The organism is Halorussus amylolyticus, from assembly GCF_004143485.2.
GTDB lineage: Archaea > Halobacteriota > Halobacteria > Halobacteriales > Haladaptataceae > Halorussus > Halorussus amylolyticus.
In genome coordinates this window covers 78,307-97,503 of the sequence record NZ_ML974137.1, presented here as the reverse complement: position 1 = coordinate 97,503, position 19,197 = coordinate 78,307, and the positions used below count along the sequence as shown (strand labels likewise).

The window sequence follows — 19,197 nt, the reverse complement described above, 5'->3', positions numbered from 1 at the left end:
CAAAATGTATACCGGTATACGAACCGGCCAGTAGCCTGCCGCAAATCGATGGCTCATGGTCAGTCCGGTGATCAACAATGAGCGATTCAATGCCGACGGAACGCGAACTCCTTCGACGGATCAACGCCGGGCTGGATACCGTGTGTGAGGAGCGCAATATCTCACTCACTCCAGGGGACGCAATCAAACGGCAGAAGTATGTTGATATCGCTCTTCACCACTGGCTTGAAGGCGTTGAGCACCCGCCAGTGACAATGAGTTGGTTCAAGTACGGATTGAATACACCAGCCGGTGGTGGCGGTGTTGCGATGGATGCTGGCATTGATGGAACTCAAACACCATCGATAGAATCAGACCCGGTTGAAGAGTTCATTGAGCTTGGAGAAGACGACTTCGCCAACTTCTATCGTAGCGATGAGTACTATCCTTCGCTCAGCCATGCCAACGATGCAACTCATGAGTTCCTTCGGCAGTTCTACGAACAGCATGCACCTGATCGATTCAAGCGGCTATATCTAGCGAACGTCCAACTCCGAGAGTGTTTCAAAATGCTGCGGCAGAGTGTTGACCCAGAGACGGAACGACTGGATACGTATACTCTTGACACTCAATACGAGAAAGCAATTACAGCTACGGCTGGGTTAGAGCTTGAACTTGGAGATGAGGCCTTTGCGAGGGTTTCCGAAACCGTACCCGCTCTTCTGAATCTTGTCGAACTCTCCTTCCTAGGAATTGCAGATCGGGGACAGGACGCCGTCTCGTACGATGTCTTCACGTATGTTACGTCCCTTGAGGAATTCTACGATGAAGTCGCTTGGACATTAGTCGCCCACTGTCTGTCATTGGCCACGTCCAAAGGCCCAGGCGCGGACGACCTTGATGACCGAAGTCGAAGTGCGCTAACTGACCATGAGTCGGAATTTACCGAGCAATTGGAAGACATGGAGGCAGAATTGATGCGTATCGATGCGTATCCATCTCCGTCGGCGTTCCCTACGCGGACGGATGCGCTAGATGAGAAAATCGACGAACTATTCGGTGTTGTGGATACGGTAACTGATGAACCTGCGCAAGGTGAGTCTGAATGAGTTCGCAGAATGTAGACACCTCCGAAGCGTTTCTCGATAACTCCGTTCTGTTGGATTACACGCTTGATGAACGAGATGATGCGACAGAACTGTTTGAAGAGTATTCAGACGTTGGGAAGCTAACGAGTGAAAACGGGCACGAAGAGTATGAGAAGCTGAAGAACCGACGTGTCGATTTTGTTGATTGGGTAAAAGAAAAGCTCAACAACGGGCAAAGAATTGGAGACATCAACCCGCTTGACTTCCCAAATCTGTCATACAATGACGAGTCCTTCGCACGCGATTTGTTTGGCGAGTGTGCAAATCTGGAGTCTCGAGAGGAAGTCTTCGCTAGACTTAAAGAAGAGCGAAATAAGTTGCTCGTCGGCTACAAGAATCTCTTTGAAGAACCGCTCGGTGAAGTCGAGATCATAGACCCATCGAAGACGCCCGTTACGGATGATTGGGATACGCTCCACTACCGACTTAACACGGTAGTGAACAACTCGAACGACCAATCGCTCCTATGTGACGCAACTGAGTGGCATACTCGAGGGGGCAGCGGTACATTCGTTTCGATGGATACCTCAGATATCGTCGGCGATAGGGAAGAACCAATCCCTGGTGCAGACAACACCATTGGCGACTTTGCATCGTTCGCCCTGGACGCTGGTGGCAGACAGGAAATCAACGATACCATTGCGATTGTCTATTCAACGGCGGCGAAGCTTGATCTGCTACAAACTCGTGAGTTCCTCGATCTCCTCCCCTAAAAGCCGATCAGTTATCTGTCCAAGGAACGGATAGGTCGGTTGCCTCGGGAAGTTGCTCCTTGTGAGGAGACAAGATAAGACACCGGTCCAGCTTGCTCATAGCTTTCTCTTCTTTCTGATCACGACTGTAGTCATACTTAAGCTGGTTCGCCCGTGCGAAGTTCCGGTGCTCAAGGTCGTACTCGTCGTCGATAATTTGCCGGGGAATCAAGTCTGTATGCTTGAGCGCCTCTTCCGCGAACAGATACGCTGTGTTAATGTACTCAATCCGGTTTGTGAGATTCTTCCGGACGTCACCAACGACGATGACTGCATAGCCATCATCAGCCAGAATTCGTTCTAACTCTCGAAGTGTCCTGCGGACGAACTTCCGGTAGCGTTCTTCGTGAGATGTAAGCGTGAGTGAGTCCCGTTCCGTCTCTCGGTCAACGCCCAGCCACCACAACCGCAGCCAGTTGTTCCAAGAATAGTCCAATACTCGCATATATGGCGGTGAGGTCAGTATCAAATCGACGCTATCATTGGGGAAATCAAGATCCGTAGCATCGGCTTGGCGAACGCACGCCTTCGGGTTCGTCGGGAAACTATCCAGATCCCTCGCGACCAATTCTTGTTTCCGTTCGGCCGACTGCTTGATATCCCGCTCCGGCCGGTCGAGGTCGTGCTCATCAGCGTATTCTTTGACATAGTCGATAGAACCCGAGAACGTGTCTCTGGTGGACAACGAGAGAAACATCTCTGATGGCCCGTGCAAGACGCCACACAGAATCGCCTTCAGATAGATGGCCTCCTGAGACGTGTCGTCCTTCAGTACTTCTCGAAGGCAGAGGAGTTGGTCAAGGGTATATTCTGAGAAAAATACTAAGAGATCCGACTCATTCAGCCAACTATCGTCGGCAATAAGACGAAAGTCAGTATTATCGACCGACTCCGCCTCCTCAAGCTTAGTATTGAGATAGGATTTGAAGGCCGATGTTGTAAACGGATTGCACTTTGCCTGAGTCAATATTGTTGCGTATTCGAATGCATCGCTTGCCCACGCAACGCGATCTTCCAAGATTGCTTCTAAGGGCGTGGTGCCGCCGCCAGCAAAAGGATCGTACACGACGTCACCGGCATCGGTGAATCGGCGAATGAAGTAGTTCGCGAGCGCTGGCGGGAATCCACCGACATATGGGGACAAAGTATGTAGCGAGTGGCCCCAGCGTTTCGGTGCGGACCGCCAGTTCGGGGTCAGATCTGAGGTCGGGACGGACGGGATGTACTTGCCGGGTGTCCATGTGATTGGATAGGTTCCATTTTTTGAGTTAACCGAGCCAGCATCGTGCAATTGTGAAAGCCGACGCCAAGCCGTTGAGTAGGCGCACCCAACCCTATCTGCTACCTCCTGCGTAGATGGGGGCGAGTCAGTTGCGTGTAAAGCCGCAATGAATGCCTCGTCGTTATACTCTGATCGTGCAGGATCATCAAGTGAAGAGAACTGTGACGTCATAATCGAGAGAGGGCAATCGCTTTGATATCAAAATGGTCTCTAGGCACATAAAAAATATTCCGGTTATGGTTGCCCAGTATGAGTCGCATTACCGGTTGTTGAGAATGGGGTTCCTTTATTCCTCCTCTTTTAGCTGCTCATCACCAGGTGCTTCCGCGTCTTCTTCGTACTCCCCAGCTTCCTGTTGCCAATGAAGTTCCGCTCTCATTCCGAAACTCTAAGTTCCACCTCTGTATCATTCACGTCAATGTCCAGACTGTACCTCGTACCAGTGGGTGAGGAATGGACCCAGGAGTTCGACCGTACGGTCGATTCCCCTCACGATCTCTCCGGTGACCATCCTATCGACGAGCTCAGTAACCTCGACGAGGCTCGAATCTGGGGCACGACGAGCGGTGAGCGGAAGCGCACGTTCTTCGAGGGGATGGAAACCGGTGACCCACTTCTGTTCTACAATCAGGGAGAATTCTTCGCTACTGGTCGCGTTGGTCACTCCTTCGAGAGTCCAGAGGCTGGCAAGTGGCTGTGGAATAATAGCGATAGCCGCTTCATCTACACGGTTGAAGACTTCCATCGCATCTCCATTCCGCGTATTGAACTGAATATGATACTCGGCTATAGCGAGGACTATTCACCACAGGGATTCCAGCAGATATCCGAGAAAGCGATGAGTCGGCTCCTTCAGCAGTACACCTCCATCGAGGACGCCTTCCAGGACTTCCGCACTCGGTCGCCGGACGTCGAACGAGAATCAGAAGGCCATACCAAGCAGGAACCAGAGCTTGAACTCGAAGAGGAGGCCGACGAGACGAATGTCCGAGAACACACCGAGATTCAGTGGTATCTCATTCAGCTCGGTTTGAAGCACAACTACGACGTGTACGTTGCCACGAACGACCAGAACCAAGAATACGAGAACGAGCGTCTTGGAGAGGGATGCATCGAGAACCTCAACCTCACTGGATTCAGCGAGGCCGCGATGCGAATCATCGAATACGTTGACGTCATCTGGCTCAACGGCGATTACATCGTGAAGATGTTCGAAGTAGAGAGTACCACAAGTATCTATAGCGGTATTCTCCGGATGACCGACTTCGTGGTGAAGGTCCCGAATCTCTCGGTGGACATGTACATCGTCGCGCCCTCCGATGACGAAGATAAGGTCCGGCGCGAGATGGACCGGCCAACTTTCCAGCGAGTGTTGGAACCTGCCGAACACTGCTCGCTTCAGTACGTTTCCTTTGAGGATGTGCGGGATACCCACGAAACCGTAGAACGAGCTGGACCGCTTCAGAATGTTTTCTGATTACGGTTCAAAATTCATCACCAGATGTTCTCTCGTCTTCTTCGTACTCCCCGACCTCCCGTTACCCATGAAGTTCCGCTCACCACGCCCAACGACCCGATACTCCTCCAGTCCCGCAGGCAGCTCCGCGTACGACACGACCCATTTCCCTTCTAACTCGCCCAAAGCCTCTACGAACTCCGAGTGCTCGATGTCGCACACCGGGTAATAGTCCTCCTTGCCGACGTACGGTGGGTCGCAGTAGAACACCGTCTCCTCGCTGTCGTACTTCTTGAACGCCGCCGACCAGTCCAGGTTCTCCAGCACGACGTCGTCGAATCGCAAGCCAAACTCCTCCAACCGAGCTACCTTGTTCGCGTAGCTCTGGGCCTCGTTCGTCACCTTGCTCGTTCCGAACCCATTGACCGTCGCGTAACCAGCGCCCCATTGAGAGTACCGAAGGAAAAAGAACTGTCCAGCGCGCTCGACCTCGTCGCTCGGCCGATACCCGTTGTAGAACGCGTCAGCCCACTCGCCGTGGACCTCCCGCGAGTACGGCACGGTCTCTAGCCACTCGACCAGTTCGTCGCCGCGCTCGCGCAGCACCTCGAAGAACTGCACGAGGTCGCCGTCGCGGTCGTTGTACACCTCAACTGTACTCGTCTCGGGGTCTTTGTTCACCAGCACGCCCGCTGCACCGCCGAACACCTCCACGAAGCAGGTGTGCTCGGGGACCTGGTCGAGTATCCACGACGCGAGCCGCGACTTCCCGCCGGGGAACGGGAACACCGCGTCAGGCACGCGAAATCACCGTCGTCTGTCTCTCCGCCTCGATGCGCGAACTGCTGCACGTCGGAATCTGTGTTGGAACCATTCCGTTCGTCGGAGCGACCCTACCCCTTATCAAGAATCTTCAATAGTAGAGCGAAAGTGAAAGTAGTCCGGTTGTCCGACTTACGCGCTGTCCTTCAAAACTAATCCCTCGCAAGGAATCGTCTGCCACTACTGGAGACGCAATACCCCCTACTCGGACGCGCCGGGTTCCAACGGTGTGCGTTCGAGGCCGATGGTGTCGTAGTCCTGTTCGCTCGAAAGCACACGTCCATCACCTGTGGTGATGATTCCGGCGTGAAGCGCGTCGAACGGCGTCATGTCGTACTCGTCGAGGAAGGCAGCGGCGGCGAGGACGGCGTCCTCGTGTATCTCCGGGACAATGGGAACGAGTTCGAGCAGGTTCGAAATTGCTCGCGGCGGGTCGATTTCGTACTCCGCGTTCTCTCGGTCGTAGAACAGCACCAGGACTTCGGCGTAGGCGAGAATCGACGTGTGAATGTCGTCGCGCTCTTCGAGCGAGCGAATTGCCGACTCGCGGAGCCAGTCGTCGTCCTTCACAAGCGCGGTGAGAAAGTCAGTCTCGACGTACACGCTTACGCCTCGCTCTCCTCTTCTCGGCTCTCGTTTTCTTCGTGAATCTCTTGGGAGATCGCTTCACGCGCTTCCTGTTTCAGTTCTGCCGCGTCCTTGCCCTCGAAGGCGTCACCGACGGCGGCGCGAAGCCCCTCCAGTGGGTCCTCATCGACGGGAAACAGCGCGACGTGGCTCGGAAGTTCGACGATGCGGTACTGGTCCCCGAAGCGCTCCCGAACGTCCTTCGGGAGGTAGATTCGCCCCCGTTCGTCGGTCGATTTCGACATGGCTACTCACCAGTTGGGCGGGAACACTCTAAAATCTTCCCGTAGTTTTGATTTATTTCCCGTATCACCCGCCGCTTTGCGACACCACTCGTAGGGTGCTTCGTGTGGGCCGAAGGCGGGAACCAATTCAGAAAATGGGTGCGATGGGGGAGGGCGGCAGGTAAGTGGGTGTGCCAGTTCGGGAAATTGGGATATTGACCTTCCCTGCCGCCAGCAACATACTATTACTAACCTGGCATAAGCCTTCTGTTACGGTAGAATAGTTGAGATATGAGGGTGTACGAGAACACTCGTCCTTGAACAAATGTACGTGACCCCCGAGCTTTAAGACGTAGAGGGGGATGTGCGAGAGCATGGCTGAAATCGCGTGCTACTGCCGGGTGTCAACCGACGACCAGAGTCTCGATCGTCAGCTGACCGCGACCGCCGACTACGCCGAGCGAGAGTTTGGCGCGGACCTGGGCGACCTCGAAATCTACCGCGACAAATCGACCGGCACGAACACCGACCGCTCGGGCTACCAGGAGATGGTCGCCGACGCCGACGCGGGCGACCTCGAGGCCGTAGTCGTTCACAGCGTCTCGCGCATCTGCCGGTCGATCTCCGACCTCGAACGGACCGCGGCCCGGCTCGACGCCGCCGACGTGGAACTACACATCGTCAGCGAAGGCCTGACGCTTCGCCCCGGTGACGACGACCCGTTCCAGCGGGCGCTATTCCAGCTCCTCGGCGTCTTCGCCGAACTCGAAGCGAACATGGCCCAGCAGCGGACGAAAGAGGGCATCGCGGCTCGCCAGCAGAACGACGAGTACCACCACGGCCCGGCCCCACTCGGCTTCTCGAAGGACGACGGCCGCCTGATCGAGGGCGACGACTACCACGACGTGGTGAGCGTGCTGGAGATGATTCAGAAAGACGACCTCTCGAAGCGGAAGGGCGCTCGACGACTCGGCACCTCACGGGCGACCATCAACCGGGCGCTGGACCGCGGGGACCTGTACGGCCTCTGAATGATGCACAGGACCGTGTTTTCTAACTGTTAGATGAGTCGGGGTCTCGAACGAAAGAGTCGTTAGTTAGCGAACTAGGTAGCAGTATCAAGCGATCGAAGTGACTCGGCCCTTGGGAATCTACTTGTGGGCGCGAAAATCGAAGAGCATCCGAAGGCTGAATACGCTTATTACCTCATCAAGTGGCGATTCACTTCGCATTCTATCCACGATATTTCTCGCGTCACGTGGGGAAATCTTACGATTTCATGGAAGGGTACTCCTCATAGATATGATCGAGACAATCATCAATGAACGAGTTGAGGTTCTGGGCGACGTCGGGTTCTAGCGCTACGACGACACCAATCTGCTCCCCGATTGGGAAATGCATAAAGATTGTTTCGTCGAAAGCCCGAATTGTGGCGTGAAGTTCACCGAAGGGAAATGATTGTTCCTCTTCGGTAGTACCCTCCTGTTTGATTCGACCCAGCATTTGAGTCACATCCTCACGATAGCGCTGTTCTCGAATATCGTCGCGAAGATAGACCAATTTGAATTCGTCGTGTTCATAATGAATGACGCCTCGCAGTAATTCACCGACACGGTTGTATAAGTAGGACGCGAGCGACTTCGAAATCTGGTTTTTCATCGTTAGTTACTCCGCTGTATCAACGTCAGCGTCGGCGGTGCTATCCTGCGTCAGAGAGCAAACTCCTTGAATCTCAAACCGTGCTCCATCGGCCTCACTCGTGGTAATAGAGATGTCCCAACCGTGAGTATTCACGATTCCGTGAACGATAGAGAGTCCGTATCCCGGACTGTTGTCAGCGGTTGAGAATCCAGAATTAAATACTTCCTGCCGTTGGTTTACTGGTATGCCGACCCCATCATCCTCAACGAAAAATCCCTTGTCATCGCCATCAAGCACTCCAATTCTAACAGTTGACGCCTTGCCGTGCTCAAGCGCATTCCAGAAGAGATTCTCAAACATCCGCCGCAACTGACTGTCGTGTGCTTCAAAAACGGTATCGTCTTCGATGACGAGCTCCATCTCTTTCGAGGAAACGGTTTCCCATGCTTCTTCGACATTTTCTTTGAGTGAGACTTCTGAAGAGGCTAATTCCTCACCGCGAGCGACTCGAAGAAGTTCGTCGATGAGATTTCGCATACGGTTGTGCGCTTGGGCAACCTCTTCGAGATGGTCGAAATCACCTGTTTCCTGTGCTAACTGTAGTCGCCCTTGGGCGACATTCAGTGGGTTTCGAAGATCGTGTGACACCGTGTTCGCAAACGACTCTAAGATGTGGTTTCTCCGCTGTATCTCTTTTTCGTCCTCTTTCTCGCTTGTAATATCCCGAGAATGGACAAAGAGTCCGTCATCGTACGGATAAGCCCGAACCTCTAACCAGTAACCGGATGGTTCGAAGTAGGTCTCGAACTCTGACGCCTTACGCGTCTCCATTGCCTCCCGGTACATCTCCTCCAGTTCCGTTCCGACCGCTTCAGGAAATGTCTCCCAAATTTGTTCTCCGATAACGTCTTCGGACGGTTGTCCCGATCGCTGCTCCATTTGCTGGTTCCAATAAACAACTGTCCAATCTCTATCTACGATAAAGAAACCGTCCGTTTGCTCGTACAACGCTAAGAGGCGGTTCTGTGCAACCTGCGCCTTGTGCTGTGAGCGTTGATGCGAAACAACATTTTGAACCTCATTGACGAGTAATTCATAGACCTCAGTCCCATTTTTCTGGAGGTACGTAGTGACACCCGCATTGATTGCTTCGGACGCAATCTCTTCGCTCCCCTTTCCCGTGAAGAGAATAAAGGGTAGATTCGGATAGTCTTCGCGGACGGAGTTGAGAAACTCGATGCCATCCATCTCCGGCATTTGATAATCGCTCACGATACAATCGAAGCTATCTGTCCTGATTCGTTCAAGGGCCTTCTGAGCGTCTGATTCAGGTGTGACGGTGATTCGGTCGTCTAACCTCTCAAGATATATCTCTACCAGCTCACCGAACTGGGAATCGTCGTCTACATGTAGAACGTGAATTGGACCTACTGAAGACTCATTGCTCATATCTGGAAATCATTCCTGTCTAAAACTGCAAAAAGCTTTGGTACGAGATTGGTACCAGCCATCAAATTCAAACGACGCCGGGTTCTTCCTTTTGGAAGCTATGGCCGCTAAATCTCCGGGGGACGTGGAGTCATATATTTTGAGCTCCAAATATAGAAAGCATGTCCTGAGACATCTTGCTGTAATTGGTCCCTCAACTCCGAAAGAGATAGCAGATAGTACGGATGACCGCCGACCCCATGCGTCGCGTGCACTATCCGAACTCCGTGAGAAAGGAATCGTAGAACTCAAAGTTTCGGAGAGTCGAACGGTAGGGCGATACTATGGCCTCACCGTAAGCGGCGAAGAAGCATGGGCGAACATCAAAGACAAGATTCAGGAAATCACGTGGACTATAGAAGATCCCACGGAGGACGTCACACGTTCGGTTGTGGAGTTAGCGAACGAGGAGTTTGGTAGCCAATTACGCATAGTTGGATTGTATGACGGTGAAGAGATTACGATACTGTATGCCGATTCAGATGTCCTCTCGAATTATTCTGATGAGGAATTCGAACAGGGGCTACGGACCCTCGTATTTGAACACGCCTTGAGCAATGTCAACGTACACGGAAGCAAATGCTGTTCAGAGGTAATCAATTTCGAAGAATTCTCGATACTCAGAGTGCGAATCGGAGAAGATACCCAGATATCCATTTCATTCGATAATAGCCATAATATTCAGATACCCTCGTTTGCGAAGTCGGTCGCATCTGTATTCAATGGCTCTCAGAGTGAATAGTTCGAAGAGGCCCTACTAATTCGATCTACCAGTCATTAGTGCAATAGACTGGTTTCAGATTCTACCGTCATCAGTCGGCGTTCCCCGGCTGAAGGCTGTCGAACGCGCTCATGTCCATCAATTCACGCGCCACGGCGTCCTGAACTACGTCGGTCTCGCGGAACTCTGGAAGGTTGCCGTCGTCCGGAGTTGGCCGGACCAGATAGACGCCTTCACCGAGGCGTTCCACGTCCATGAGCTGGTCGTCGGGAATAGTTCCGTCCTCCTTGAGGAGATCGTCGCGTTTCAGCGCGCGCCACGGCAGCGAGACGCCCGCATTCTGCTTTCCTAACTGTCTCAGTTGGTATTGAGGCATGACAAGCGGGCCGACCAATTATCCTCTCTGGCATAAAGCTTGAGAATCCAAAGAGGTTCCCAAGGGAACCCCTATTGAATGCTGACATATTTGTAGGAGGGGCTAATCGGGCTGGCGCGACGGCCGACCGTCTCGTTTCCGATACGGTCGGTCGGGGTTCGAACTATGACCCGAGAACGCGGGCCAGTCGGCCCGAACACCTCCTTTTCGGAGGATACGACGCAGAGAACCGACGTAGAAAAACACCCAGAACACAGTGACAGCGCCCACGAGGGCTGTCTCTATGAGACGCCCGCCGGTCAGTGCGGCGACTACGGGACGATGTACGAGGTCGCTGGCGTCCGAGTCGAACTGTGTGACGGCCACCTCGAAGCGGTCCTCTACGAGAACGGGCTGACCGCCCCGACGCGGTCGCCAAAGGCGCGAGTCCAGCGGAGGCAGAGCGCATGAACCGCGAGACGGTCGCTCACCTCATCGGCTACTCGACGCTGTCGCTGATTCTCGGCACGGCGGGCTGGAGTACGTTCGGCTGGGTGTTCGCGCTCCCTCTCGTGCTGGGAACACTGGCGCTCGTCGGCGCTCTCGGCGCGCAGACCGTACTGGAGAAGGCCAAGGTGGACGTGGACATCGAGCCCGCCAGTTCGGAGCGAGCGACCGCAACTGACGGCGGCCAGGCGAGAGACCGTTCACCACGAGAGGTCGCCGACGCCGTTCGAGAACACGGCGGGGAGAACGTTCGTGACGATACGATTGTCGCAGCACTCGAGAATCGAGCGGAAACTGCGGGTGGCGACCGGAACCGCCGACACACCAACTAACACATGGAAATCAATCGCAAGACAGTACTGGCGCTGCTCGCGGTGCTCGCGGTCGTCGGCTCCGGCGTCGCCGCCGCGGCGACGTACGGAATGAATCCCGAGGCCGAGCAGCACCCCGAAACCAAATTCGTCGAAGACGAACTGACCGTAGAGAGCCACGACCGCTCGAACATGGACTGGCTCGAATACGAAGACGACAACGGCGAAATCACCGAAGTCGAAGGCCACGTCAACGGTACCGATTCCGGTGCCGAGGTGGCGTATCGAGCCGACCGAATCGACGCCGAAGAGTTCGACCAGTTCCCCCGCACGAGCGGCGAGGAGAACAACAGCGTGACGTGGCTGAACGCCGAGAACTGGACTACTTCGGGGTCCGCGGCCTCCGTCAAAGAGGCTGATGGCGAGACCGGCGAAGGCGTTCAGGCGGTCGAAATCGATACCGACGGATCGCTCACCGCTGGCGACAGCGAGCACGTCGCCTATGAGGAGCCGTCCATCACGAGCGACGCCGAAAAGCGGTATCTCCAGCTCGTCATGAACGTCGATGACCTGGAGAGCGGCGCGGAGCTCTCCGTCCAAGTCCGCGACGGTGACGGCGACTACGTCGAGGCAGAGGTCAACTCCAGCCGGGACGCGACCGCGAGCGACGTAATCGCCAACGAGACCGCGTCCGGTGTCGTCTACCAGGAGCAACTCGGCCAACTCGACGTGGACGGCTCGGGCGACGGGTCGCTCGACGCGGTCGAAGAAGTCCGTGTAGTCACGGAGGACGGCGATGCGACGGCCACGGTCATCGGCCTGAACGTCGAGAAGAAGAGCCGATGGGACCTCGGCGAGGAGCGCGTACTGGACACGTCCACTGACGACGGTGACGACTACACCGACGAAACGGTGTACGAGCGTCCCGAAGGCGGTGAAATCGAAGCCACCGACCTTTCCGGAATGGGTGAGGCGTTCACCGATGCGACGGTCAACAAGCTCCGGTACCTGAACATCGAGTACCGGATGCAGGACGACCCGGACGCCGCGACCATCGAGTTCCCCGAAACGAACAATTACCCGAACTACGCAAACCTGCTGGACGTGTCGTTCCGCCAGACGATTCCGACGGCGTACGACCTCACGCACGGTGACATCGAACTCAAGACCGAACAGCCGTTCCTCTCGGAGCGGTACACGCAGATTCGCTACGCCGAGGGCGTCGGCGACACCGACACCGAGGACATCTCCGAGGACGACTGGATCGACCTCTCGGGCGAACTCGGCGACCAGAACCGGACTATCACCGCTGACAGCACGGTTCAGACCGACACCACGTACGTGGTGGAGTACGAGGTCAAACTCCTCGAAGACCAGTACAGCGCGCTCCAGCCTGTCCAATCCGGTGGGGGCTTCTGGGGTAGTTCCGGCGGCGGTGGCGGTGGTCCGTTCGCCAGTATGTACAACTGGGTGGCGGGCGGTATCGCTGGCCTGCTGACCATGGTCGGACTCAAATCGCGCGGGAGCTAATTCCGATGAGTTCGAGCGATGGACCGCGTCTGGCGAAAGCCATGACGTACATAGACAAATCCGAGTCGCTCGGCGGGTTCGGCCAGGCGTTCGTCAACGGCGCTGGCGGGCTCGTCGTCGCGTTCTTCACCATCGTCATCGGCATCGGTGAGGCGTTCGCGGGCCTGATCATCAGCCCGACCGACGCGTTCGCGAGCGTCACGGCCGACTCCATCGAGGCGATGTTCGGCGCTCCGGCGGGGTTCATCCAAGACGCCTGGAACACCGCGGCGGTCGCGCTCGGGATGGATCCGTGGCTACAGCTCGGTCCGTTCGTCATCATGGTCGCCAGCGGTGCGTTCGTTGGCGGTATCGCCATCCCGATCTATTACCTGGACCTGACCGACGCCGACACCATCACGGGCATCAATCTCCCGTTCGTCGGCCTCGAGGACGGCGGCGACCTCGATAACGAGGAGGAGTAACCGTGTCGGCGGCCCGCCACCCTCGAACTGCGACCGACGAAACCCCACCCGCATCCGGGTGGGTGTCCGGAGGTGTTCGCCACCGATGAGTTCGAGCGGGCCGGTCGAACCGAACGCGTTCGTCGAACAGGGTGGCGAAATCAAGATCGCCAAACTCGTCAGCACGTTGCTGGGCGCAGTGTGGCTCACCGTCGCCGCAGGCTGGATCATGGTCATGCAGGCGGTCGTCACCGTTCACATTCGCGTGCTGGACGCGGCGGCCGCCATGTACGTCCGAGTAATCGAGGCCGCTGTCGGCGGCGGGGCGGAGACCATCGAAGCCAGTTGGGCTTCGGCATTCCGTGCGGCGGTCGAGACGAATCGATTACTCGCACCGATGATCTTCAGCCTCGAGGTCATCATCGTCACGGCGTTGCTCCTGTACACCCGACGGAGGTGGTTCTGATGGGGTTCGTCCCGGAGGACCACTGGCTGAACGACCTGCAGAAACTCGCGCCAATCGCGGCGGGCCTCGCGACGATAGGGAGCGACCCGGAAGCGTGGGTTCGGATGTTAATTGCCGAGTGGATTGTCGGCGGAATCATCGACGCCGCACAGTACGTCCTTGGTTGGATATTCTTCGCCATCGAGCGAACGACATCGATTATCGTCGATGGACTCGGCCCACTGACGACGCCGTTCGAGGTCATCGGGGATGCGATTGTCGGAGCGTTCGGTCTCATCTACGAAGCCGCTGAAGGCGTCGCGAACACGGCGGGACTCGCCGGACCGCCAGCGGCGGCGTTCGCGTTCGCGCTCGTGATGACCCTGTTGGCGGCCGTCGTGTACGCCGTCATCAAAGCGTTCCCGGTCACAAACGGTATCGAGAGCGGTCTGGAGGTGCTGAGATGAGCAAGAACAACGTGGTTGCGGGCGTCACCGCGACGGTCGGCAACCTGTTCGCGTGGGTATCGCAGACTGAACAAATCTGGTTTCCGATGGCGTCGGTCTACGTCAAAGACATCGCCGAGGTGTACGGGCTTCCGGACCTTCGCGGCCCGTTCCTGTTCCTGACGCTCGTGTACCTCGGACTTCGCCTCGGAGACCTCTGGGGCAAAACAGAGGACCTCGACGAACTATGACAACGAAAATCACGATGTACAGACCTCAAATCGGTGAATCGACCCCTCGAACGGAGGTGAAACGATGGCAGTGAACCCGGTGAACTGGGCGATGTCGAACCCAGCGCTCGTGATAACTGCCGTGCTGGCGCTTATCGCTATCGTCTGGGCCTACGAAGCGTACGAAGAAGCCGACGACAAGGGAGAAGCCCTTCAGGGCTTCGGAGCGCGGACGAAGAGCGGGACAGGCGGCGCGCTGAACGTCGTGCTGGTCTCGCTCGTGACCCTCACCGGGTGGGCGGCGACGACGTTCGGTACCGCGGCGGAGGCAGGCCAGTTCCTCATCGGACTGGCTCCGAACTTCCCGGTACTCACCGCGTCGCTGTTCAGCATCTCGCTCGGCACAATCGGCCTGTCCGACGTGATCGTGCTTCGGCCGTTCCACTTCCTCGGTCTGGCGCTCGCGGCGATTTTGGTCGCGATTGCGTTCAAGACCGACTTCGGGCAGGTGGGTCTCCAGTGAGACGGTCCGCCGCGTTCGTGGTGCTCGTCGCGGTCGTCGTGAGTGGCGTCGGTGGGCCGATGATAGCGCTCGCACAGGACGACGCTGAGAGCGCGGCGGCCCGTAATCTCGGCCTAGAGGAACTCACTCCCGGCGGGACGAAACCGACGAACGCACCCGCAAGCGTCAGACAGAACGGCCAGTACGGGGAGTTCGCCGTGAAAACCCTCCCGACCGGCCTCATGGTGGACGAGTCGGAGACCTCTCCGAGTTGGCGGTATCTCCGGCCGGGCGAGACGGTGAAGCGCAACTACGTTCAACTTCACAGCAAGCGCGCCTACGGCGAGGAAGCCGAGGACTACGTGGTCGAGGTTGCTCACTACCGCGTCGGTCAGGAGCGCTACGAGACCAACAACGGGGAGACATCCACGCAGAAAGCCGCGGTGAACGTGACGACGTACGAACGGACCGTGAGCCTCGCTGGCGGCTACGACTACGCCGAAATCGACCTACGCGACCACTACGACCAGAAAGTTCGCACGGTGATGTGCGTTCGAGAACCGGACGGCGAGAGCTGTCTGGAGAATCCCGGCGACACGCGCTGGACGTTCTACCACCAGAGTTCGAAAGCGACGCTTCCAATCGAGACGAACAGCGCTGGAGCGCGACTCGCGTGGGGTATCCTTTCGCTCCTCTTGCCGTTTTTCGGGAGTACGGTCGTGACCCTCTACGGTGGCCGGAAGGCGGTCGAGAAGGCAAAAGCCGGGCCGCAGATTTCGGCGCTGTGGTGGATTCTGGTCGCCATCGGCGGCATCATGTTCGTCGTTATGGCGTGGGACTGGCTGAGCGCGACGCTGATTCGCGCGCCGTACCTCGTATCTGCGGCGGGCGGCGTTCTGCTCGGCGTTATCGCGGTGGAGTGGTTCGGACGCCGCACCTACGGTGCGGGGTTCCTCCAGTTCCACCTCGACGACGGATTCGACCCGACCGACCCGGAAGCCGTGGAGGATGCGGTGGCGAACGCCGAGACAGACGCCGCGGCCGACACCGATCCGGACGAACCGACCGACGCGCCGGGCGTGCTGAAGGCGTCGTTCACGGTGACGAAGTTCGCTCGGGGAGATACCGGCGAGCGAAGTGCGATTCGGAAGGGCATCCGGAAGTTCTGGGCGCGGGCTCGGGACGCGACCGCCGACCTCGAAGTGAACGGCAACATGCAGACGAAAATCGAGGTTGACGGTCCCATCGAGGAGCTGTATCTCCTTGACCCGGAGGACGACGACCCGCTGGAGTACACGCCCGAGCATCACGTCTTGGAGTTTCCGGACCTCGTGACGTACGACGACGAGGGGAACCGCCAGATTCACCCGGTACCGTACGTCGCCGGTTTCTCGGCGCTGGGAATGTCGTGGATGGCGGGACAGTTGGCGGCAGGTTCGGGCCTTCTGGGCGTGTTCCTCGGCGGCCTCGGTATCTTCGCGGTCAAGGTGGCGAAGCCTCGCGACGGACGACTCTACGCGAACCTTGCGCCGATTCACTACCACCACGCGGTCGGGTCGATGCTGACCCACGCCCGCGGACTCGCCGACGCGAAATCGTGGGACGACTGGTTCCGCAACTACGCCGAGAGCGAGGCCGAAACCCACGCCGACCGGAAGGAACTGATGGACGACCGTAGCGAGAGTCAGCTCGACCAACTGTACAAGCGATACGTGGCGAAAGACGGCGCGGAGGACGGGCCGGTTCGAGACAACAGTCAGGAGGCGTCAGCCGATGACTGAAGCCCAAGACCCGCTCGAAGAGGGTGCGTATCCCGACGAAAGCGTGGCCGAACGCATCGACGGTGCCGACATCGTCGGTGGCCTTCAGACGGTGCTGGAGGAGGCAGAGAGCGCGACCAGTGGCGCGCGTTCGGTCGCACCTGACCCGGAGGACATGGCTGAGGACCTCCGAGATCGGATTCACGCCGCGCTGGAGAAGGCGGGCGTGGACGCGCCGACGCGTCCAGCGACCGCGAAGCTCACCCACGACCAGGCCGACCTGCTCGTGGATCTACTCGCCGGATTTTCGTCGAGACGGGAGATTCTGGAATGGGAACAGGAGCTGGTGATTCAAACAGTCGGCCAGCTCGAAGACTCGTGGTACACGAGAACCGCGGCCGACGCCCCGACCGTCGCGGCGCTCCTCGGAGAGCCGTGGGGGCCGTGCAAGAGGATGCCGCCGGAGTTAGCGGTCGAAATCCGGCGCGGTATCGTGGCGAAGGACCTGCTCCCGGCGTTCCACGCAGGTCACGAGGTGGCGCGCTGGGCGGCCGTCGAGCGCGTCGATCACCTCGACGACAACGCCGAGGGCGACGACATCGAGCCAATCGACCCACAAGCCCAGCAGTACCCGCTGATGCGACCTGCGTTCGGCGAGGTCGCGGGCCAGCAGGCGGCGGCGCTGGAGCAACTCCTCGAAGGATTCGAAAACGCCGAGGCGTTGCTGGCGTGGTCGCTTCAGGTCGTCTCGGCGAGTTACGCACAAATCGAGCGCGAGACAGTGACGCGGCCATACTTCGAGAAACCGCTTCGACAGCACCTCGTCGGCGGCAAAGTGGGCGACAAAGACCGATTCGTTCGGGAGAGTTGGGCGGCGGAGTTCCTGCTCCCGGCGTTCAACCGGGCGGCCGACGCGCTCGGCCACCGAGCGACGGAGGTCACGGCGGGCGAGACGTATCGCGGCGAGACCGGAGGCGGATCTATCTCATGAGCAAGACAGACCAAAAGATGCGACCCGGAGCGGTCGCAGAGACCGACGAACAGGACTACGACCTACTGGAGGTGGTGCAGGACCGCGACCTCCTGAAAGCGCGGCTGGAAGGCATGACCGCGCCAAATCTCGACAAGACGCGGGAGGTGACGGGCGAAGGGGACCGCCACACGGTCGGCGAGAATCTACGGCACGCCTTCGGCTTCAGCCGGTGGAGCGACGTAATGGAGCGCCTTGAACGGGCCGACCATCCCGCGATGGAAGAGGGGTCACACCCGATACTCGAACACCCACGGGCGTTCCTCGATCACCTCGTTCATCTGGACGACATGGACAAACTCCGGCTCGAACACGGCGAGTTCGCCGGGCTATCGCGGGAGCGACGGGCGCTTTTCCAGTGGCTCGCCGAGCGTCCCGACCTAGTGAAGGACCTCCGAATCGGCGGAACAGACTGGCTGGCCTACGGCCCGAAGGGGTCGGGAAAGTCCACGATGGCGACTGCTCTCCCGGTGATTCGGAACCTCGAAATCAACCCGGATGCGGTGGTCTGGCGCGGGTCGCCGTCGCGAGCAGAGTGGCTCCCACTCCGAGCGTGGACGCGGCTCTGCCTTCCGTCGGGTCTCGACGTCGAGGCAGTGCTGGACCCGCCGAGCGATGAGATGGAGCCGATTCCAATCGACCTCGAAGAGGCGGTGTACGAAGTCGTCCGGTACGACAGCATTCGTCAGTTGAACCACGAGGTTCTCAAGGAGGGCATGCTCCACGTCGTCTATCCGGACCCGAAGTTCCGGGGCGCGACCGCGGCGTACCGAGAGGCCGACGAGATTCAGGAGGTCGGCCACGTCTCGGCGTGGCACGCGGCTGCAGACGAAGAACTTGGCCCGGAGGACGTGACCCCGAGCGAGATGTGGTGGTTCGCGTGGGGTATCGACAAGATAGACCACGGACCGCCCATCTGGGTGTCGTGGCTGTGCGACGAAATCGGGAATCTGATGCCCGAACACGCCAGCAACGACTACCACCGGCTTCACGACCGCATTTCAGCCTATCGCGACAAGTACGTCGACGCCCGGCGCAACAAGTTCAGCCAGTTCGGCGTCGGCCACGACCTCGACGACCTCCACAACCTGATGCGGAAGAAGAAGCGATGGCGAATCACACTCGCCGGAATCGACAATCCGACTGGCAAGACGGTCGGGATGGGCGAAGCCCCGATGAACCGCAACTACACTCAGTCGATGCAGTTGGGTCAGGCCCTGTCGTGGAACAGTCAGAGCTTCGCGGAGTTCAGCTGGGCTGACGTGCCGAGCGAGTTCAAAGTCCCCGGTCAGCTCCATATCCGGTTTCCGGAGGTTCAGGAGGTGCTTCGATGATTCGAACCGTGGAAGCTAACGGATTCGGCGGCGAGACGGCCTCGAAAACGGTTTTCGAGGCGATTTCGCGCGAATCGAAAAACTCGACGCGGACTGGCAGTACAGGCGCGCGCGTAGTAAAGGAACTAAAGTCAACCCCCCGCCCCTCAAATCCGCTGGAGGTG

General features: G+C 57.9%; 23 protein-coding genes. 16 read left to right on the top strand and 7 right to left on the bottom strand.

What is annotated here, in order from left to right; genetic code table 11:
• Positions 1-77 precede the first annotated feature (77 nt).
• Positions 78-1,088 carry a DUF8098 family protein gene (locus tag EKH81_RS14600; RefSeq protein WP_132060278.1) on the top strand — a complete coding sequence of 337 codons (1,011 nt, stop codon included), beginning with the start codon at positions 78-80 and terminating at the stop codon, positions 1,086-1,088.
• Positions 1,085-1,840 (top strand): DUF8169 family protein, encoded by a 756-nt coding sequence (locus EKH81_RS14595; RefSeq protein ID WP_132060276.1) that lies wholly within the window; start codon positions 1,085-1,087, stop codon positions 1,838-1,840. Before EKH81_RS14600 ends, EKH81_RS14595 begins: the two co-directional genes overlap by 4 nt.
• Positions 1,841-1,847: 7 nt before the next feature.
• Here EKH81_RS14595 and EKH81_RS14590 read toward each other — a convergent pair whose 3' ends face one another.
• Positions 1,848-3,332 carry a DNA methyltransferase gene (locus EKH81_RS14590; RefSeq protein ID WP_132060274.1) on the bottom strand — a complete coding sequence of 495 codons (1,485 nt, stop codon included), beginning with the start codon at positions 3,330-3,332 and terminating at the stop codon, positions 1,848-1,850.
• A gap of 247 nt (positions 3,333-3,579) precedes the next feature.
• Here EKH81_RS14590 and EKH81_RS14585 point away from each other — a divergent pair, with 247 nt between their 5' ends.
• Positions 3,580-4,638 carry a hypothetical protein gene (locus EKH81_RS14585; RefSeq protein WP_132060272.1) on the top strand — a complete coding sequence of 353 codons (1,059 nt, stop codon included), beginning with the start codon at positions 3,580-3,582 and terminating at the stop codon, positions 4,636-4,638.
• On the opposite strand, the gene EKH81_RS14580 is transcribed toward EKH81_RS14585, so the two are convergent.
• The 3 genes from EKH81_RS14580 to EKH81_RS14570 form a co-directional block, all read right to left on the bottom strand.
• Entirely contained in the window at positions 4,639-5,406 is a 768-nt protein-coding gene (locus EKH81_RS14580; protein ID WP_238392204.1) for a DNA adenine methylase, read from the bottom strand.
• Between the two features lie 234 nt (positions 5,407-5,640).
• Complete coding sequence (locus EKH81_RS14575) at positions 5,641-6,042, bottom strand: PIN domain-containing protein (RefSeq protein WP_132060268.1); 402 nt, start codon at positions 6,040-6,042, stop codon at positions 5,641-5,643.
• Positions 6,043-6,044: 2 nt separating this feature from the next.
• The gene (locus tag EKH81_RS14570) at positions 6,045-6,311 is read right to left on the bottom strand and encodes an AbrB/MazE/SpoVT family DNA-binding domain-containing protein (RefSeq protein WP_132060266.1); all 267 of its coding nucleotides are present in this window, start codon (positions 6,309-6,311) and stop codon (positions 6,045-6,047) included.
• Between the two features lie 353 nt (positions 6,312-6,664).
• Here EKH81_RS14570 and EKH81_RS14565 point away from each other — a divergent pair, with 353 nt between their 5' ends.
• A complete protein-coding gene (locus tag EKH81_RS14565; protein ID WP_132060264.1) occupies positions 6,665-7,321 on the top strand; it encodes a recombinase family protein in 657 nt (218 codons plus the stop codon).
• A 238-nt stretch (positions 7,322-7,559) separates the two neighbouring features.
• On the opposite strand, the gene EKH81_RS14560 is transcribed toward EKH81_RS14565, so the two are convergent.
• Entirely contained in the window at positions 7,560-7,949 is a 390-nt protein-coding gene (locus tag EKH81_RS14560; protein ID WP_132060262.1) for a DUF7522 family protein, read from the bottom strand.
• A 6-nt stretch (positions 7,950-7,955) separates the two neighbouring features.
• A complete protein-coding gene (locus EKH81_RS14555; RefSeq protein ID WP_132060260.1) occupies positions 7,956-9,380 on the bottom strand; it encodes an ATP-binding response regulator in 1,425 nt (474 codons plus the stop codon).
• Positions 9,381-9,480: 100 nt separating this feature from the next.
• On the opposite strand from EKH81_RS14555, the gene EKH81_RS19870 reads away from it, so the two are divergent.
• Positions 9,481-10,161: a winged helix-turn-helix domain-containing protein gene (locus tag EKH81_RS19870; RefSeq protein WP_368407716.1), complete on the top strand. Its 681-nt coding sequence runs from the start codon at positions 9,481-9,483 to the stop codon at positions 10,159-10,161.
• A 70-nt stretch (positions 10,162-10,231) separates the two neighbouring features.
• On the opposite strand, the gene EKH81_RS14545 is transcribed toward EKH81_RS19870, so the two are convergent.
• Complete coding sequence (locus tag EKH81_RS14545) at positions 10,232-10,516, bottom strand: DUF8053 family protein (RefSeq protein ID WP_132060258.1); 285 nt, start codon at positions 10,514-10,516, stop codon at positions 10,232-10,234.
• Between the two features lie 165 nt (positions 10,517-10,681).
• Between EKH81_RS14545 and EKH81_RS14540 the strand changes: the two genes are divergently transcribed.
• The 11 genes from EKH81_RS14540 (at position 10,682) to EKH81_RS14490 (ending at position 19,033) form a co-directional block, all read left to right on the top strand.
• Entirely contained in the window at positions 10,682-10,966 is a 285-nt protein-coding gene (locus EKH81_RS14540; protein ID WP_132060256.1) for a hypothetical protein, read from the top strand.
• Positions 10,963-11,334 (top strand): hypothetical protein, encoded by a 372-nt coding sequence (locus EKH81_RS14535; RefSeq protein WP_132060254.1) that lies wholly within the window; start codon positions 10,963-10,965, stop codon positions 11,332-11,334. The genes EKH81_RS14540 and EKH81_RS14535 overlap by 4 nt, the downstream gene beginning before the upstream one ends.
• A gap of 3 nt (positions 11,335-11,337) precedes the next feature.
• Positions 11,338-12,843, top strand: a complete 1,506-nt coding sequence (locus tag EKH81_RS14530; RefSeq protein ID WP_132060252.1) for a hypothetical protein — start codon at positions 11,338-11,340, stop codon at positions 12,841-12,843.
• A 41-nt stretch (positions 12,844-12,884) separates the two neighbouring features.
• Positions 12,885-13,307 (top strand): hypothetical protein, encoded by a 423-nt coding sequence (locus EKH81_RS14525; RefSeq protein ID WP_238392202.1) that lies wholly within the window; start codon positions 12,885-12,887, stop codon positions 13,305-13,307.
• Positions 13,308-13,392: 85 nt separating this feature from the next.
• The gene (locus EKH81_RS14520; RefSeq protein ID WP_132060248.1) at positions 13,393-13,752 is read left to right on the top strand and encodes a hypothetical protein; all 360 of its coding nucleotides are present in this window, start codon (positions 13,393-13,395) and stop codon (positions 13,750-13,752) included.
• Complete coding sequence (locus EKH81_RS14515; protein WP_132060246.1) at positions 13,752-14,198, top strand: hypothetical protein; 447 nt, start codon at positions 13,752-13,754, stop codon at positions 14,196-14,198. The genes EKH81_RS14520 and EKH81_RS14515 overlap by 1 nt, the downstream gene beginning before the upstream one ends.
• On the top strand, positions 14,195-14,428 hold the full coding sequence (locus tag EKH81_RS14510) for a hypothetical protein (protein WP_132060244.1): 234 nt from the start codon (positions 14,195-14,197) through the stop codon (positions 14,426-14,428). The genes EKH81_RS14515 and EKH81_RS14510 overlap by 4 nt, the downstream gene beginning before the upstream one ends.
• 64 nt (positions 14,429-14,492) lie before the next feature.
• Positions 14,493-14,930, top strand: coding sequence for a hypothetical protein (locus tag EKH81_RS14505; protein ID WP_238392201.1), 438 nt, complete (start codon positions 14,493-14,495; stop codon positions 14,928-14,930).
• Positions 14,927-16,690: a voltage-gated chloride channel family protein gene (locus EKH81_RS14500; RefSeq protein WP_238392200.1), complete on the top strand. Its 1,764-nt coding sequence runs from the start codon at positions 14,927-14,929 to the stop codon at positions 16,688-16,690. Before EKH81_RS14505 ends, EKH81_RS14500 begins: the two co-directional genes overlap by 4 nt.
• Positions 16,683-17,660 (top strand): hypothetical protein, encoded by a 978-nt coding sequence (locus tag EKH81_RS14495; RefSeq protein WP_238392199.1) that lies wholly within the window; start codon positions 16,683-16,685, stop codon positions 17,658-17,660. The genes EKH81_RS14500 and EKH81_RS14495 overlap by 8 nt, the downstream gene beginning before the upstream one ends.
• On the top strand, positions 17,657-19,033 hold the full coding sequence (locus tag EKH81_RS14490) for a hypothetical protein (RefSeq protein ID WP_238392198.1): 1,377 nt from the start codon (positions 17,657-17,659) through the stop codon (positions 19,031-19,033). The genes EKH81_RS14495 and EKH81_RS14490 overlap by 4 nt, the downstream gene beginning before the upstream one ends.
• Positions 19,034-19,197: the final 164 nt, after the last annotated feature.

Excerpts from the sequence above, each read along its gene's own strand:
- EKH81_RS14600 (WP_132060278.1), top strand. The coding sequence starts at position 78 with ATGAGCGATTCAATGCCGACGGAACGCGAACTCCTTCGACGGATCAAC.
- EKH81_RS14595 (WP_132060276.1), top strand. The coding sequence starts at position 1,085 with ATGAGTTCGCAGAATGTAGACACCTCCGAAGCGTTTCTCGATAACTCC.
- EKH81_RS14590 (WP_132060274.1), bottom strand. The coding sequence starts at position 3,332 with ATGACGTCACAGTTCTCTTCACTTGATGATCCTGCACGATCAGAGTAT.
- EKH81_RS14585 (WP_132060272.1), top strand. The coding sequence starts at position 3,580 with ATGTCCAGACTGTACCTCGTACCAGTGGGTGAGGAATGGACCCAGGAG.
- EKH81_RS14570 (WP_132060266.1), bottom strand. The coding sequence starts at position 6,311 with ATGTCGAAATCGACCGACGAACGGGGGCGAATCTACCTCCCGAAGGAC.
- EKH81_RS14565 (WP_132060264.1), top strand. The coding sequence starts at position 6,665 with ATGGCTGAAATCGCGTGCTACTGCCGGGTGTCAACCGACGACCAGAGT.
- EKH81_RS14560 (WP_132060262.1), bottom strand. The coding sequence starts at position 7,949 with ATGAAAAACCAGATTTCGAAGTCGCTCGCGTCCTACTTATACAACCGT.
- EKH81_RS14555 (WP_132060260.1), bottom strand. The coding sequence starts at position 9,380 with ATGAGCAATGAGTCTTCAGTAGGTCCAATTCACGTTCTACATGTAGAC.
- EKH81_RS19870 (WP_368407716.1), top strand. The coding sequence starts at position 9,481 with ATGGCCGCTAAATCTCCGGGGGACGTGGAGTCATATATTTTGAGCTCC.
- EKH81_RS14545 (WP_132060258.1), bottom strand. The coding sequence starts at position 10,516 with ATGCCTCAATACCAACTGAGACAGTTAGGAAAGCAGAATGCGGGCGTC.
- EKH81_RS14540 (WP_132060256.1), top strand. The coding sequence starts at position 10,682 with ATGACCCGAGAACGCGGGCCAGTCGGCCCGAACACCTCCTTTTCGGAG.
- EKH81_RS14535 (WP_132060254.1), top strand. The coding sequence starts at position 10,963 with ATGAACCGCGAGACGGTCGCTCACCTCATCGGCTACTCGACGCTGTCG.
- EKH81_RS14530 (WP_132060252.1), top strand. The coding sequence starts at position 11,338 with ATGGAAATCAATCGCAAGACAGTACTGGCGCTGCTCGCGGTGCTCGCG.
- EKH81_RS14525 (WP_238392202.1), top strand. The coding sequence starts at position 12,885 with ATGACGTACATAGACAAATCCGAGTCGCTCGGCGGGTTCGGCCAGGCG.
- EKH81_RS14520 (WP_132060248.1), top strand. The coding sequence starts at position 13,393 with ATGAGTTCGAGCGGGCCGGTCGAACCGAACGCGTTCGTCGAACAGGGT.
- EKH81_RS14515 (WP_132060246.1), top strand. The coding sequence starts at position 13,752 with ATGGGGTTCGTCCCGGAGGACCACTGGCTGAACGACCTGCAGAAACTC.
- EKH81_RS14510 (WP_132060244.1), top strand. The coding sequence starts at position 14,195 with ATGAGCAAGAACAACGTGGTTGCGGGCGTCACCGCGACGGTCGGCAAC.
- EKH81_RS14505 (WP_238392201.1), top strand. The coding sequence starts at position 14,493 with ATGGCAGTGAACCCGGTGAACTGGGCGATGTCGAACCCAGCGCTCGTG.
- EKH81_RS14495 (WP_238392199.1), top strand. The coding sequence starts at position 16,683 with ATGACTGAAGCCCAAGACCCGCTCGAAGAGGGTGCGTATCCCGACGAA.
- EKH81_RS14490 (WP_238392198.1), top strand. The coding sequence starts at position 17,657 with ATGAGCAAGACAGACCAAAAGATGCGACCCGGAGCGGTCGCAGAGACC.